Genomic DNA, 15,010 nt, shown 5'->3' with positions numbered 1-15,010 from the left:
TTCGGGGCGGCTGGCTAATGGGGGGGGGGCGCCTAGTTTGCTTGTATTTGTTGTGTTCACGGCCCCCCCCCCTCTGCGTCCTCCTTCGCTCGACACCTCTCCCCCGATCGACGGGGTAGAGGAAGGGCGCGAACTTATGCAGACCAGCGCCTTTCCTCTCCCTCCGGAGGGGGGAGAGGTGGCGCCGCGAAGCGGCGACGGAGTGGGGGAAGCCCTCCGCGAAACGCGAAGCCGCCGAAAAACGGCGGCAACTCGGCGAGTGCAAAAACTCAAACAAGAAAAAAAGTCATGACAAAGAAGCCGGAAAAGCCGGGCTCCGCCAGCATTCGCGTCCTCAAAACACGAATCAAGAAGAAGTCGGGCCTCAAAGAATCGTCGCGCCGCTGGCTGCAGCGCCACATCAATGATCCCTATGTCCAGCGCTCCAAGGCCGACGGCTACCGGTCGCGCGCGGCCTACAAGCTGATCGAGATCGACGACAAGCACCATCTCTTGAAGCCCGGCATGAAGGTCATCGACCTCGGTGCGGCCCCCGGCGGCTGGTGCCAGGTGGCGGCCGCGAGGACCAAGTCGACGGCAGAAAATCCGCATGTCATCGGCATCGACTATATCGAAATGCCCGCCGTGCCCGGCGCGCCGGTGCTGCTGATGGACTTCCTTAACCCCGAGGCGCCGCAAAAGCTCGCCGAAGCGCTGGGCGGCGACCCCGATGTCGTGCTGTCCGACATGGCGGCGCCGACCACCGGCCACAAGCGAACCGACCACATCCGCACCATGCATCTGTGCGAAGTGGCCGCCGATTTCGCGCTGTCGGTGCTGAAGCCGGGCGGGCACTTTCTGGCCAAGACGTTTCAGGGCGGCGCGGAGAACGAGCTGCTGTCGATGCTCAAGAAGAACTTCCGCTCAGTGCATCACGTCAAGCCGCCGGCGTCGCGCGATGAGTCGGTGGAGTTGTATCTGCTGGCGAAGGATTTTAAGGGCAGAGACGGCACGGCGTGAAAGACGCTTCGTAGCGTTCCGTCCCTCTGTCCTGCCGGACATCTCGCCCGCAAGGGGGGAGATTGGCAGGTGCGACCGCCTCGCCATTCCTTCAAAGTTGCAAGATTGGCGAAAGCCGCGTGATATCCGATCTCCCCCCTTGCGGGGGAGATGGCCGGCAGGCCAGAGGGGGGCGTGAAGGATCGCCGACGTCGACGATTTTCGTCGCGCCGCCCCTTACTTCCCAGCCGTGCTCACCGGCTCCAGCGTCTTCGGCGTCGTCAGCCGGCCATGTCCCGACACGGCATTGCCGGCATCCGGCGCCAGCCGCATGAATGACACGGACGCTGCCGCCGACACCGCCGCCACGATGAAGAAGGCGATGTGGAAATCGCCGAGCGCCAGCGGTCCGCCATGGATCGAGGTCGAGACTTCCAGGATGCCGCCGGCCAGCGCCACGCCGAGCGCGATCGACAGTTGCTGGAACACCGCCGTGATCGGCGTTGCCTTGCTGGTGTCTTCAGCCGTCACCTCGGCATAGGAGAGCGCGTTGACGCCGGTGAAGAACATCGAGCGGATGAAGCCGCCGACCAGCAATATCGCCAGCATCAGCGCGTAAGGCGTCTCCGGCGTGAACAGGCCGTATATGGCGATCGATGCCGCGGCGATCAGCGAGCCCCAGATCAGCACCCGGCGGAACCCCGCAAGCCGGAAGATCAGCGCGGTAACGAATTTCATGCCGATGGCGCCGATAGCCGAGACGAAGGTGATCATGCCCGACTGGAACGGCGTCAGCCCGAAGCCGATCTGGAACATGAGGGGCAACAGGAACGGCACCGCCCCGATGCCGATGCGAAACAGCGAGCCGCCGAGCACCGAGGAGCGGAACACCGGGTTGCGGAACAGTTCCAGCGCCAGCAGCGGGTTCTTGGCGCGCCGCGCATGCAGGAGATAGAGCACGCCGGAAATCAGCCCGACCGCCACGGTGATGAGGCCGGTCGCCGGCGGCAGATAGGGCAGGCTGACCACCGACAGGCCGAAGATGACGCCGGAGGCCGCCAGCCCGCTCAGTACGAAACCGACGAAATCGAGCGGCGGCGTCTCCATCGAGTCGGTTTGCGGCAGGAAGCGCGTCGCCAGCCAGATGCCGATCAGGCCGATCGGCACGTTGATCAGAAAGATCCAATGCCAGGTGAAATAGGTGGTGATGAAGCCGCCGATCGGTGGTCCCACAAGCGGGCCGACCAGCGCCGGCACCGTCAGCCACGACATGGCCGCGACCAGCTCGCTCTTCGGCGTCGCGCGCACCAGGACCAGCCGGCCGACCGGCGTCATCATGGCGCCGCCTATGCCTTGCAGGAAGCGCGAGACGACAAAGGCCGGCAGTGAATTGGAGATGGCGCAGCAGACCGAGCCGACGATGAAGACGCCGATCGCGGCGCGAAAAATGGTCTTGGCGCCGAACCGGTCGGCCATCCAGCCGCTGATCGGAATGAAGATCGCCAGCGCCACCAGATAGGCGGTCAGCGCCAGCTTGAGCGCGATCGGGCTGGTGTGGATGTCGACGGCAATCGCCGGCAGCGATGTCGCGATGACGGTCGAATCCATGTTTTCCATGAACAAGGCGACCGCCAGAATGAGCGGAATGATGCGGTTCAACGAACGCGTCCGAACTGGTCTAAATGTGCCTGCCGGCCAATCCAAACAATGAAAAGGCGGGCAAGCCGATACGAACCGGCGGTTATCACGCCTCAGGCGCGATGTCGCATTAATTTGCTGTCACTTTTGTGCGACCGCGCGCGGACAAGAGGCGTCGCTGCGTTTCGCCACATTGAATGAACTTGCGAAAATTGACCGGGTTCACTATGCTGTAGTGAATATAACTACTATATGGACAATGCCATGGAAGAAGCCGTTTCCGCAGCCGACGCCAACCGCAAATTCTCGCTCCTCCTGCGCGGTGTCCGCGAAGGACAGAGCTATGTCGTGACCAGCCATGGGCGCCCCGTGGCGCGGATCGTGCCTGCAGGGCAGCCCGACCCTGCGGCGTCTCGTTCGCGCACAGCGCTGCTGTCGCGCCTCGAACGCCAGCCTGTTGTAGAAGCCGGGCGCTGGAGCCGCGACGAGCTTTACGAGGACGAGCGGTGAAGGTCGCGCTCGATACCAACATCCTTGTTTATGCCGAGGGGATCAACGGAGCCGAGAAGCGCGACATCGTTTTCGGCCTGCTGCACGACATTGCGCAAGAGGCAGCCGTCATTCCAGTCCAGGTGCTCGGCGAATTGTTCACCGTTCTCACACGCAAGGCCGGACGATCACGTGCACAAGCGCGCGACGCCCTGTTGAGCTGGCGCGACGCGTTTCCGGTTGTCGGCACGACGCCGGAGGTGATGACGGTCGCGGCTGATCTTGCGACCGATCACCATTTCGGCATCTGGGATGCGACCATCCTGTCTGTTGCCTCGCAAACCGGTTGCCGGCTGCTGCTGTCGGAAGATCTGCAGGACGGCTTCACCTGGGGCGGCGTAACGGTCGTCAATCCTTTCGCGTCACCGCGCCATGTCTTGCTCGATGCCCTGTTGGGCAAGTCCGCCGAATAGGCCACGACCGGCTTTTCAACCACGCCGCGACGTGTTACCAGCCAGCGCCAATCCTGAAAGGGAAGAAACGAGTCGGCGCTGTCCATTTCGGTCCAGCGCTTTTTTGTATTCTCCCGGCGCTTTTCGTATCCGAGGACTGGCCATGGCAAAAATCATCGAAACGTCCACCGGCGCGCTGGCGCTGACCTTTGACGACGTGCTGTTGCAGCCCGGTCATTCCGAGGTCATGCCCGGTGAGACCGACATCCGCACCCGCATCGCCACCGACATCGACCTCAACGTGCCGATCCTGTCGGCCGCCATGGACACCGTCACCGAGGCGAGGCTTGCCATCGCCATGGCGCAGGCCGGCGGCATCGGCGTCATCCACCGCAATTTCTCGCCGGCCGAACAGGCCGAGCAGGTGCGTCAGGTCAAGAAGTTCGAATCGGGCATGGTCATCAATCCGGTCACCATCGGCCCCGACGCCACCCTGGCCGACGCGCTGGCGCTGATGCGCACCTATTCCATCTCGGGCATTCCGGTGGTCGAGAATGGCGGCACCGGCGGCCAGAAGATCGGCCGCCTCGTCGGCATCCTGACCAACCGCGACGTGCGCTTCGCCTCCGATCCGGGGCAGAAAGTCTACGAATTGATGACCCGTGAGAACCTGATCACGGTCAAGGAGAATGTCGACCAGGACGAGGCCAAGCGGCTGCTGCATCAGCACCGCATCGAAAAGCTCGTCGTCGTGGACAAGTCCGGCAATTGCGTCGGCCTGATCACCGTCAAGGACATCGAGAAGTCGCAGCTCAACCCGCACGCCACCAAGGATGCGCAGGGGCGCCTGCGGGCGGCGGCCGCCACCAGCGTCGGCGATGACGGCTTCGAGCGCGCCGAGCGGTTGATCGATGCCGGTGTCGACCTCCTGGTCATCGACACCGCGCATGGCCATTCGCAGCGCGTGCTCGATGCGGTGACGCGGGCCAAGAAGCTTTCCAATTCCGTCCGCATCCTGGCCGGCAACGTCGCCACCGCCGAAGGCACGCAGGCGCTGATCGACGCCGGCGCCGATGCCGTCAAGGTCGGCATCGGCCCGGGCTCGATCTGCACCACGCGCATCGTCGCCGGCGTCGGCGTGCCGCAGCTTTCGGCGATCATGTCGGCGGTCGAGACGGCGCATAGATCCGGCGTGTCGGTCATCGCCGACGGCGGCATCAAATATTCGGGCGATCTGGCCAAGGCGCTTGCCGCCGGCGCCAGTGCGGCCATGATCGGCTCGCTGCTCGCCGGGACCGATGAAAGCCCGGGCGAGGTCTATCTGCACCAGGGCCGCTCCTTCAAGGCCTATCGCGGCATGGGCTCTGTCGGCGCAATGGCGCGCGGCTCGGCCGATCGCTACTTCCAGGCCGAGGTTCGCGACACGCTGAAACTGGTCCCGGAAGGCATTGAAGGGCAGGTGCCCTACAAGGGACCTGTGTCTGGCGTGCTGCACCAGCTTGCGGGCGGGCTAAAAGCCGCTATGGGTTATGTCGGTGGCCGCGACCTTGCCGATTTTCGCGAACGCGCCACCTTTGTGCGCATATCCAACGCCGGACTTCGTGAAAGCCACGCCCATGACGTCACGATTACCCGCGAAAGCCCGAACTATCCTGGCGGAGCCTGACCGGCAGCCAGAGCGGTACATGCTCTGGCGCCACCAGGCGACGATCGTGCTGCGGCTGGCGCGCCATGCCGGCGCGCTGTGCTTTGCCGCCGCGGCGGTTTTCATCATCATGACGCTGCTGGAATTCTTCTATTTCCGCCGGCTGAGCGGTGGCCTGCCGTCGCTCGACGTGCGCCTTGGCGGGTTCACGCCCGATGAGGGCATGGCCTGGCTGACGGCACTCGGCCGACGCGGCAGCGAGATCATCCTGGTCTGGCACTATTTGACTTTCGACCTTCTCTTCCCGGCGCTGCTGTCGCTGACCATGGTCAGCCTGATCCTGGCAACGGGGCGGCGGCTGAAGAATTTTCGTGCCATGCCGGTGCAGCTTCAGGCGCTGTTCGCGCTGGTCATCGTGCTGCCCTACACATGCGCCGACTACGCCCAGAACATTGCGGTGGCGCGGCTCTTATCCGATGCGCTGTCGGCCAACCCGGATTCTCTGTCTTTGGCCTCGTCGCTGATCGTCACCAAATTCGCGCTGCTGGCGATCCCCGTCATCGTCATCGCGTTTTTGATCCTTGCCGCCCAGCGGCGTCCACAGGCATGAACGACAGAGCAGGGGCAACGCCATGAGCCAGACCGCGATTTTCTGGCCGATGCTGGCGCAGGTGTTGCTCGTCTATATCGTCTATGTCGTGATGGGCCGGCGCCGCTACGGCGCGGTCAAATCGGGCGAGGCCAAGGTCGGTCAATACAAGGTGCGCACGACCGAGCCCGGGTCGAGCGTCACGGTTGCCAACAATCTCATCAACCAGTTTGAACTGCCGGTGCTGTTCTATGTGCTGTGCCTGGCGCTGCACGCGACCAATGGCGTCAATTATCTGACCCTGGCCTTGATGTGGATTTTCGTGATTTCCCGCTATGGCCACGCCTGGGTCCACCTCACCAGCAACAATCTGCGGTTTCGCAGCCGCGCCTTCTACGTCGGCGCGATCATTCTCTTGCTGGCATGGATCTGGTTCGCGCTACACCTGCTCGGAGCGGTGTAGGGCAGTTGTTTACCCTCCCCCTTGTGGGGAGGGTCGCTCCGCGCAGCGGAGCGGGGTGGGGGTCTACAAATCGAACACCGCGATCTTGCGCTTGTCGAACTTGATGCCGATTTCGCCGCGCACCAGCTTCAGTGCGGCTTCGCCGAACACGGCGCGTCGCCAGCCCTGCAGGGCCGGCACGTCGGCATCCTCGCCCTCGGCGGCGATGCGGTCGATGTCGTCGCTGGACGCCAGCACTTTCGAGGCGACGCCTTCCTTCTCGGCGACGATCCGCAACAGAACCTTCAGCAGCTCGGAGGCGGCATTGGAGCCCTCGGGCGGCTGAAAGCTCTTGGGCAGCTTCGGCATCTCTTCGCGGGGCAAAGCGAGCGCCGTGTTGACCGCGCCAAGCAATGCGGTAGCCGTCGACGAACGCTCCCAGCCTTTCGGCGTCGTGCGCAGCTTGCCCAACGCTGCCGCATCGCGCGGCGCCTGCTGGGCGACCTCGTATATGGCGTCGTCCTTGAGCACCCGGCCGCGCGGCACGTCACGCTCGCGCGCCTCGCGTTCGCGCCATGCCGCCACCGTCTGCACGATCGCCAGCTCCTGCGGCTTGCGCAGCCGCATCTTCAGCCGCTTCCAAGCGTCTTCGGGGTGCGGATCGTAGGTCTCGCGCGAAGTCAGCACCTCCATTTCCTCGTTTAGCCAATGGGCGCGGTTTTCCCGCTCCAGTTCGGCGCTGAGATGCTTATAGACGTCGATCAGATGGGTGACGTCGGCCAAGGCATAGTCGAGTTGCTTGTCCGACAGCGGCCGGTGGCGCCAGTCGGTGAAACGCGAGGATTTGTCGAGCCGTGCGCCGGTGATGCGCTGCACCAGCTGATCGTAGGAGACGCTGTCGCCGAAGCCGCAGACCATGGCCGCGACCTGGGTGTCGAACACCGGATGGGGCACCAGATCGCCGAGATGGACGATGATTTCAATGTCCTGGCGCGCGGCATGGAAAACCTTGACCACCGCCTCATTGGCCATCAGCCGGAAGAACGGGGCGAGGTTGATGTCGGGCGCCAGCGGGTCGATCAGCGCGGTGACGCCGGGCGCCGCCATCTGGATCAGGCACAGAATCGGCCAGAATGTCGTTTCGCGGATGAATTCGGTGTCGACGGTGACGAAATCCGACTTTTCAAAAGCGGCGAGAACGGACTCGAGCTCATTTTGGGTGGTGATGACGTGCATCAAATCGCTTTTTAGTAACGGGTAAGGTTCTCTTTCAATTTCAGCCATGGGCGCTTTCGTCAAGCCGCCCTTCGGTCAAGTATCAGCCGATCCGTCGGAATCGCCATTTCTGCGCGCCAGCCGCGCGAAGACGGTTGATGTGCGCAGCAGCGCCGTGAAGCGGCTGCGCTTGCCCGCCGGCACGCTGCCGCGCACCTGCATGCGGTAGAGAATGACGGCGATGAGGGTGGCGTAGACGACTGCGCTGAAGACAAACAGGGCGCCCGGTCCGAAATGTTGCATCACTGCGGACGCCGCGAAGGGGCCACCAATGGCGCCGAAGGAATAGAACAGCATCAAGGCGGCGTTGATCAGCACGAACTCGCCCTTGTCGGCGCGGTCGTTGGAATGCGCCGCCGATAGCGAATAGAGCGGCATGGCGAAGCTGCCGAAGATGAAGACGATGATCAAATTGAGGGTCGGATCGGCGCCGGCGACGAAGACCAGCGCCAGCGCCGCGAACATGGCGCCGCATGTCGTGGCCAAAAGCACCGCGCGCCGATCCCAGCGGTCGGAGAGGTAGCCCAGCGGATACTGGATGAGGGCGCCGCCGAAGATGCCGACGCTGACGAAGGTGACGACATCGGCCACCGACATGCCGATCTGCTCGGCATAGACCGGCGACAGCGTGCGGAACGCGCTGTTGGTGACGCCGACGCAGATGCAGCCGAAGCAGCCGAGCGGCGAAATCCGCCAGACGCGGGCGAGATCGAGCTTGACGTCTTCCGGCGGCGTCGGGTTGGAGCGGTCGCCGAGCGACACCGGAACCAGCGACAGCGTGATCATCATCGACATGATGGCGAAGATGGCAAAGCCGCCGGGGCCGAAGATCGGGATCAGGAACTGCGCGCCGGTCACCGAGCCGATATCGACCATGCGGTAGATGGCCAGCACGCGCGCACGATCCTTGTTTTCGACGCCGGAGTTCAGCCAGGCTTCCATGACGGTGAACAGACCGGCAAAGCAGAAACCGCCGGCAAAGCGCACCGCGCACCACATCACCGGATCGATGATCAGCACCAGGAGCAGCGTACTGGCCGCGGCGATGGCGGCGAGCGCTGAAAACGTCCGGACATGGCCGACTGCCTTGAGGATGCGGGTGACTGCGAGGCAACCAAGCAGGAAGCCGGCGAAATAGAACGTGCCCATCAGGCCGATGTCGGAGGCCGAAAACCCTTCCTGCGCGCCGCGCAACGCGATCAGCGTGCCCTGCAGCCCGTTGCCGCCAAGCAGGATGCCGGCGGCGATGAGGAGCGGGATCAGCGGGCGGATGGAGGACATACGGAACCGTTGCTTAGGTGGCTCCACAGTTCTGAACCATCGGTGTGGCCAATGCCAGTGGCTTGTCCCGCCGCCAACAGGTGTGTGGCTTCAAGTGCGGCCGTTCAAGCTCCGTCGGCCCTCGCCAAAGCTTCGCTCGCCGGCGCAGGCTTGCCCCGGGACGCCCTTCGGCCAAGCGAGCCGGCAGTCAGCAGGCTGAGGATGATGAAGGGGATGCCGATACCGAAGGCCGAGCGAATGCCCCAATGGTCGGAGACGAAGCCGAGCAATGGCGGGCCGAGCAGGAAGGCGACGAAGGAGATCTGCGACAGCGCCGCGACATTGATTGCCGCGGAGCGGTCCGTGCGTTGGGCCGCCGCCGAGATCGCCAGCGGAAAGATCGCGCTGCTGCCGATGCCAAGTAGCGCAAAGCCCAGCATCGATACGAGCGGGGAGGCGAGAAGAAGACGAGCAGCACGCCGACCGCCATCGTCGCCAGCAGCACCCGCGCCACGACGCTCGGCGAGTGGCGGTCGACAAAGGAGTCGGCAAAGAAGCGCGTGCTCGCTTGCGAGAATGCAAACAGCGCCACGGTGAAGCCGGCGACGAAAGGGCCCGCATCGAACACGGTGCGCATGTAGATTGCCGACCAGTCGATGCTGGCGCCTTCCATCAGCATCGCCGACAGTGTCACCGCGACGAGGACGAGGATCGGCAGCGTCGGCCGCGCCAGCGTTGGCGCCGTCTCGTCATTGCCGGCGAAGCGGCTCGGCGCCGGTTCGTAACCGCCGAGAAACAGCGCGATTCCTGTCGCCACCATCGGTACGACAATCGCCAGGTGCAGTTGCGGCGAAATGCCGAGATGCGCAAGCGCGGCGCCGAACAGGCCGGCGCCGAAAAAGCCGATGCTCCAGAACGAATGCGCCCGGTTCATGATCCGGCGCTTGAGCAGGAATTCGGTTCTGTCGGCCTCGACATTGAGAATGATCTCGACGCTGCCGATCATCAGGCCGACCGGAAACAGGTCAAGGTGCCGATCGGCGTCCCGATCAGGCTGAGCCCGAGCGTGCCGTCTCCTATGCCCATGGCATGCTTGATGTCGGGCAGCCGCGGGAAGATTTGGCCCATGGCGAACGAATAGATCGCAAAGCCGGCGTAGACCCGGTGTTGCGGAGCGAGGCGGAGGCCAAAGGTCATGACGATGCTTTCGGGGAAGAGAGCCGGCGATTGTGGTTGATATTCTCTTATCTTGCACAAACATGCAAATCGTGCAAGAACGTGCAAAAAGAAAACAGGATCATGCAATGCTGACCGATGAGCGGCATCAAATCATTCGCGATCGCCTCGCCGTCGAGGGCCGGGTACTGGCCGGCGAGCTGGCAAGCCGCTTCGGCGTTTCGGAGGACACGGTTCGCCGCGACCTCAGGGAACTCGCCAAGGCCGGGCAATGCCGCCGCGTCTATGGCGGTGCGGTCGCGCCCGCACCCTTCGCATCGACGACTGTCGGCCTGCGCGCCAGTCATGCCGTCGAAGAAAAGACGCGGCTGGCCCGCGCAACCGTGGCACTGCTTTCGCGCGGACAGACCCTGTTCATCGACAGCGGCTCGACCAATGCCGCGATCGCCAGGGCCATCCCGCGCGACATAGATCTGACCGTCGCCACCAATTCGCTCGAAATTGCCTCCGTCCTGTCAGACCACGCTTTGGTCGAACTGATTGTGCTGGGCGGGCGGTTCGACCGCCATCTCGGCGCCTGCGTCGGCGCCGACACGCTTGCAGCTGTCGGGCAACTTGGCGCGGACTTGTTTGTTCTCGGATCCTGCGGTCTCGATGCGTCGCGCGGCGTCACGGCCTTCGATTCGGCTGAGGCCGAGGTAAAGCGGGCCATGGCCAAGAACAGCGCAGGCATCGTCATCGCTGTAACCAACGACAAGCTGGCCACAGCCGCACCCTACCGGGTCGCCAGGCCAGAGGCGATCCGCCACCTCGTGGTCGAAAAGACCGCGCCGGCCGCAATCCTCGCGGATTTCGAACGCCAGGGCGCCGAAATCCATTTGGCTTAAACGGAGCTCGGCGCGCGGGCAGTCCGGGACGCAGCATGGGCGACGAACACTTCGACATCTTCCTTTGAATGACCGAGAAGGGCTCCTTCAAGCCTCGCCAGATCATTCGATGTGAAGATGTCAAAGGCCTCTCCGCTGCGGCACGTTCTGGAGATCAACAAGCTCAGTTTGCAGCGTCATTCTTCTGTCGGCAGGCAGTATCAGCGCTCTTCCACTGAGGTTTTAGGAACAATCTGGGTGAACTTCAGGATGCGGCCTTTGTCGACAAACGGTGCAAAGCCTGCATCGCCAATATGTCGGCGTCCATACCCGGTTCCGCCGCGAACAAGGCCATTGATTTGTCGCCCTGAAGCATCAGCTCCAATTCGCGGCCATTATGTGGCCCGACACTCGGCGGGACTGTGGGTTTTGGCATGAAGTATCTCCAGATCATTCGATGACTGCACTGTCGCGAGAAACACTTCTGGCGGCAATGCGCCAAGCCTGGCAAAGACTTCAACACTGACGAGCGGTTAGAGAGACGACCCAAACCCGGCTTGCCTTGACAAATCGGGCCTCCCATGCGCTTTTCGCGCAAATTTTGGACCGGGCTTTGATGCTTCGGCCCGCAACCAGAACACCCCGGAATTTTGACATGACAATGCATCGTTACCGCAGCCACACCTGTGCCCAGTTGAGAAAGAGCGATGTCGGCTCTTCGGTTCGCCTGTCGGGCTGGGTGCATCGCGTGCGCGACCATGGCGGCCTGCTGTTCATCGACCTGCGCGACCATTACGGCCTGACCCAGATCGTCGTCGATCCGGATTCGCCCGCCTTCAAGGTCGCCGAGACGCTGCGTGGCGAATGGGTGATCCGCGTCGACGGCGAGGTCAAGGCGCGCCTGCCGGACACCACCAACGCCAACCTGCCGACCGGCGAGATCGAGATCTTTGCCCGCGAGATCGAGGTGCTGTCGGCAGCCAAGGAATTGCCGCTGCCGGTGTTCGGCGAGCCCGACTATCCCGAAGACATCCGCCTGAAGTACCGTTTCCTCGACCTGCGCCGCGAGACGCTGCACAGGAACATCGTGGCGCGCACGAAAATCATCGCCGAGATGCGCAAGCGCATGACCGATGTCGGCTTCACCGAATTCTCGACGCCGATCCTGACGGCCTCGTCGCCGGAAGGCGCGCGCGACTTCCTGGTGCCGTCGCGGATCCATCCCGGCACCTTCTACGCGCTGCCGCAGGCGCCGCAGCAGTACAAGCAGCTGATCATGGTTTCGGGCTTCGACCGCTATTTCCAGATCGCGCCCTGCTTCCGCGACGAGGACCCGCGCGCCGACCGCCTGCCCGGCGAATTCTACCAGCTCGACCTCGAGATGAGCTTCGTCGAGCAGGACGACGTGCTGTCGACCATGGAACCGGTGATGCGCGGCGTCTTCGAGACTTTCGCCAACGGCAAGCCGGTGACGCAGACATTCCAGCGCATCCCGTACGATGTCGCGATGCGCAAATACGGCTCCGACAAGCCGGACCTGCGCAACCCGATCGAGATGCAGGCCGTCTCCGACCATTTCCGCGATTCCGGCTTCAAGGTCTTCGCCAACATCCTGGCCAACGATCCGAAGGCCGAAGTGTGGGGCATTCCGGCCAAGACCGGCGGCAGCCGCGCCTTCTGCGACCGCATGAACTCGTGGGCGCAGGGCGAGGGCCAGCCGGGACTGGGTTACATCTTCTGGCGCAAGGAAGGCGACAAGCTTGAAGGCGCCGGTCCATTGGCCAAGAACATCGGCGAGGAGCGCACCGAGGCGATCCGTCAGCAGCTCGGCCTTGCCGATGGCGACGCCGCCTTCTTCGTCGCCGGCGATCCGAAGAAGTTCGTCACCTTCGCCGGTGCCGCGCGTACGCGTGCCGGCGAAGAACTGAACCTTGTCGACCGCGAGCGCTTCGAATTGTGCTGGATCGTCGACTTCCCGTTCTTCGAATGGAGCGAGGAGGAGAAGAAGATCGACTTCGCCCACAACCCGTTCTCGATGCCGCAAGGCGGTATCGACGCGCTCAACGGCGACGACCTGCTCGGCATAAAGGCCTTCCAGTACGACATGGTCTGCAACGGCTTCGAGATCGCCTCTGGCGGTATCCGCAACCATTTGCCGGAAACCATGGTCAAGGCGTTCGAGACGGTTGGCCTCGACCGCGCCACGGTGGAAGAACGCTTTGGTGGCCTCTACCGCGCCTTCCAGTATGGCGCCCCGCCGCATGGCGGCATGGCGGCCGGCGTCGACCGTGTCGTCATGCTGCTGGTCGGCGCCAAGAACCTGCGAGAGATCACCATGTTCCCGATGAACCAGCAGGCCTACGATTTGTTGATGAACGCGCCTTCGGAAGCCTCGCCGCAGCAGTTGCGTGATCTGTCGCTGCGTGTCGCGGCAGTGAAGAAGGGCTGACAGCAGCGTTGCAGCTGCCCTTTCTCCCCGTCTCTATACGGGGAGAAATGTCCGGCAGGACAATGAGGGGCAGCACGCATGCAGGCGATTGGCGAACGGCCTTAGCAGTTGGCGCCTTCTGACAATCGGTTCAGCATCGAACTACAATTTGCAGGCGTTGGCGCCGCCCCTCATCCGCCTGCCGGCACCTTCTCCCCGTATAGTGACGGGGAGAAGGGAGCGAACTTCGATCAGTCTTCGTTGGCCTTGACGTGGACGCCGAGCGTCTTGGTCAGGTCGGCCGGGTTGGACATGGCGCCGGCCATGATCAGCGCGAACGGCACCGCTGCCGGCGGCTCGGCCGAAATCTCGAGGCTCTTCGGATCGTCGAGGTACTTGCTCACCGCGGCCGTCACTTCGGCGGTCAGTTCGGGATTGTTGAGCTGCGCCATGCCGAACGGCACGATCGCCTTGGCCTGGTTGGCGATGTCCTTGCCCGACATGCCCTGCTGCTTGCCGACATATTCAAGCACCTTGCCGGTCAGCGAATCGTCGTCGAAGCGGATCGAGGCGCTGTTGAAGGAAAGCTGCTGCAAAAGGCCGAGCAGGGCCATGCCTTGCGCCGAATTGTCGGCGCCTTCGGGCTGCGCCGCCATCTTCTTCTGCATCTCCTGCAGCGACTTGACGAAGTCGACCGTGTAGCCGCCGAGGCCGAAGGTCATGCCGAGCGTGCCGGCATTCTCGACCGAGATATCGTATTTCGACAGGTCCATCTTGCCGTCGCTCGGCTGCCAGGTGCCGCCGATCTCGATATTGCCCGTTATGTTCTGGTAGCCGAGGGCCTCGATGGCTTCCTTAGATTTCGCATCGTCGACCAGGGTCAGGTCGGCGTTGAACTTTTCCGTCGTGGCGGAAAACTCCATCGCCTTGCCGTCGGCCGGCGGCGTGATCTGGACAGCAAGCCCATCCACCGAGAAGGCGGTCTTGTCGGCAACCTTGACCGTCAGGTTTTCGAGTTCGGCTGACTTGTAGATCATCATCGAGCCGAGCGGGCCTGTAGCGCCCTCAGCCGGGATGTTGGCGTCGTGGATGACGAAGGGGGTGAGGTTGAGCGTGACGCCGTCCTTGCTGTGCTCGAAGGCCGAAGTCGTGATGGTCGCGACATCGAAGCCGCCATTGGCTTCGGTCACGCCTTCGAGCTTGACGTCGCCGATCGGCAGCGCCTCCTTTTCGGCCGCCGGTTTGACCGACACGCCCTGCAGCACCATGCTGGAATTGTCGCCGGTAACGCCGGTCCAGGTGATATCGACGCCCTGGACGGCAAGTGCGGCCTTCAGTCGGTCGGCAACCGCCGTGTCTTGCGCAAAGGCGGCATTCAGCGGCAGCGTCAGCAAAAAGGTCGAAAAAGCAAGTTTCTTGAGTGTCGAACGTTGGATTGTCATCGCGAGTTCCCTGAGAGAGTCCTGAAAAAGTGTTTTCTCAATTCTACGCCATCACCATTCCGTGACGAACTGGACGGGAAAAAGGCGCTTTCCCGCAGAGTTGTCGAAAATCACGGCGAAAGGCAAATCGGAGCGGGAGCCTTCGCCCGATGCGGTGAATATGTCATGAAGGTCGGGCTCCCCTGCGTACCGTCTCCTGCCTTAGAGAGGGCGTGTAACAGATTGATGTTGGTTGGCAACAGCACTGCTACCGTTGCTGTTGCACAGGGACGGCAAGGGGGAACATGAAGTCCGTCACATCCATTGTCGGACCTTGAGCCGCCCTCGTAA

The 15,010-nt window shown here is 63.2% G+C and carries 14 protein-coding genes; 8 read left to right on the top strand and 6 right to left on the bottom strand.

What is annotated here, in order from left to right:
- The first annotated feature begins 288 nt into the window (after positions 1–288).
- Positions 289–999, top strand: coding sequence for an RlmE family RNA methyltransferase (locus NKJ64_RS26575; RefSeq protein WP_352463589.1), 711 nt, complete (start codon positions 289–291; stop codon positions 997–999).
- Positions 1,000–1,215: 216 nt separating this feature from the next.
- On the opposite strand, the gene NKJ64_RS26570 is transcribed toward NKJ64_RS26575, so the two are convergent.
- Complete coding sequence (locus NKJ64_RS26570) at positions 1,216–2,637, bottom strand: MFS transporter (RefSeq protein WP_023689532.1); 1,422 nt, start codon at positions 2,635–2,637, stop codon at positions 1,216–1,218.
- Between the two features lie 243 nt (positions 2,638–2,880).
- On the opposite strand from NKJ64_RS26570, the gene NKJ64_RS26565 reads away from it, so the two are divergent.
- The 5 genes from NKJ64_RS26565 to NKJ64_RS26545 all read left to right on the top strand — a co-directional run bounded on the left by NKJ64_RS26565 (position 2,881) and on the right by NKJ64_RS26545 (position 6,254).
- The gene (locus NKJ64_RS26565; RefSeq protein WP_023673036.1) at positions 2,881–3,126 is read left to right on the top strand and encodes a type II toxin-antitoxin system Phd/YefM family antitoxin; all 246 of its coding nucleotides are present in this window, start codon (positions 2,881–2,883) and stop codon (positions 3,124–3,126) included.
- Positions 3,123–3,578, top strand: a complete 456-nt coding sequence (locus NKJ64_RS26560) for a PIN domain-containing protein (RefSeq protein ID WP_023673035.1) — start codon at positions 3,123–3,125, stop codon at positions 3,576–3,578. Before NKJ64_RS26565 ends, NKJ64_RS26560 begins: the two co-directional genes overlap by 4 nt.
- Positions 3,579–3,720: 142 nt before the next feature.
- Complete coding sequence (gene guaB / locus NKJ64_RS26555) at positions 3,721–5,223, top strand: IMP dehydrogenase (RefSeq protein WP_023734161.1); 1,503 nt, start codon at positions 3,721–3,723, stop codon at positions 5,221–5,223.
- Positions 5,224–5,242: 19 nt separating this feature from the next.
- A complete protein-coding gene (locus NKJ64_RS26550) occupies positions 5,243–5,812 on the top strand; it encodes a hypothetical protein (protein ID WP_050587175.1) in 570 nt (189 codons plus the stop codon).
- 22 nt (positions 5,813–5,834) lie between these two features.
- Positions 5,835–6,254, top strand: coding sequence for an MAPEG family protein (locus tag NKJ64_RS26545; RefSeq protein WP_023673032.1), 420 nt, complete (start codon positions 5,835–5,837; stop codon positions 6,252–6,254).
- Positions 6,255–6,317: 63 nt separating this feature from the next.
- Here NKJ64_RS26545 and rnd read toward each other — a convergent pair whose 3' ends face one another.
- From rnd to NKJ64_RS26525, 4 genes are all read right to left on the bottom strand, one after another.
- A complete protein-coding gene (gene rnd / locus NKJ64_RS26540; RefSeq protein ID WP_023682426.1) occupies positions 6,318–7,469 on the bottom strand; it encodes a ribonuclease D in 1,152 nt (383 codons plus the stop codon).
- Between the two features lie 75 nt (positions 7,470–7,544).
- On the bottom strand, positions 7,545–8,789 hold the full coding sequence (locus NKJ64_RS26535) for an MFS transporter (protein WP_023689528.1): 1,245 nt from the start codon (positions 8,787–8,789) through the stop codon (positions 7,545–7,547).
- A 187-nt stretch (positions 8,790–8,976) separates the two neighbouring features.
- Entirely contained in the window at positions 8,977–9,774 is a 798-nt protein-coding gene (locus NKJ64_RS26530; protein ID WP_352463588.1) for an MFS transporter, read from the bottom strand.
- Positions 9,774–9,965: a hypothetical protein gene (locus NKJ64_RS26525; protein ID WP_352463587.1), complete on the bottom strand. Its 192-nt coding sequence runs from the start codon at positions 9,963–9,965 to the stop codon at positions 9,774–9,776. The genes NKJ64_RS26530 and NKJ64_RS26525 overlap by 1 nt, the downstream gene beginning before the upstream one ends.
- Positions 9,966–10,072: 107 nt before the next feature.
- Between NKJ64_RS26525 and NKJ64_RS26520 the strand changes: the two genes are divergently transcribed.
- Positions 10,073–10,831, top strand: coding sequence for a DeoR/GlpR family DNA-binding transcription regulator (locus NKJ64_RS26520; RefSeq protein ID WP_023715384.1), 759 nt, complete (start codon positions 10,073–10,075; stop codon positions 10,829–10,831).
- A 640-nt stretch (positions 10,832–11,471) separates the two neighbouring features.
- The gene (gene aspS / locus NKJ64_RS26515) at positions 11,472–13,259 is read left to right on the top strand and encodes an aspartate--tRNA ligase (RefSeq protein WP_352463590.1); all 1,788 of its coding nucleotides are present in this window, start codon (positions 11,472–11,474) and stop codon (positions 13,257–13,259) included.
- 230 nt (positions 13,260–13,489) lie between these two features.
- On the opposite strand, the gene NKJ64_RS26510 is transcribed toward aspS, so the two are convergent.
- Positions 13,490–14,680: an aq_1923 C-terminal domain gene (locus NKJ64_RS26510; protein WP_023734156.1), complete on the bottom strand. Its 1,191-nt coding sequence runs from the start codon at positions 14,678–14,680 to the stop codon at positions 13,490–13,492.
- Between the last annotated feature and the right edge of the window lie 330 nt (positions 14,681–15,010).

Origin of the sequence: Mesorhizobium sp. M0062, from assembly GCF_040323125.1 — a bacterium.
In the GTDB taxonomy this organism is placed as follows: Bacteria; Pseudomonadota; Alphaproteobacteria; order Rhizobiales; family Rhizobiaceae; genus Mesorhizobium.
This window is presented reverse-complemented; position numbering and strand designations above follow the sequence as displayed.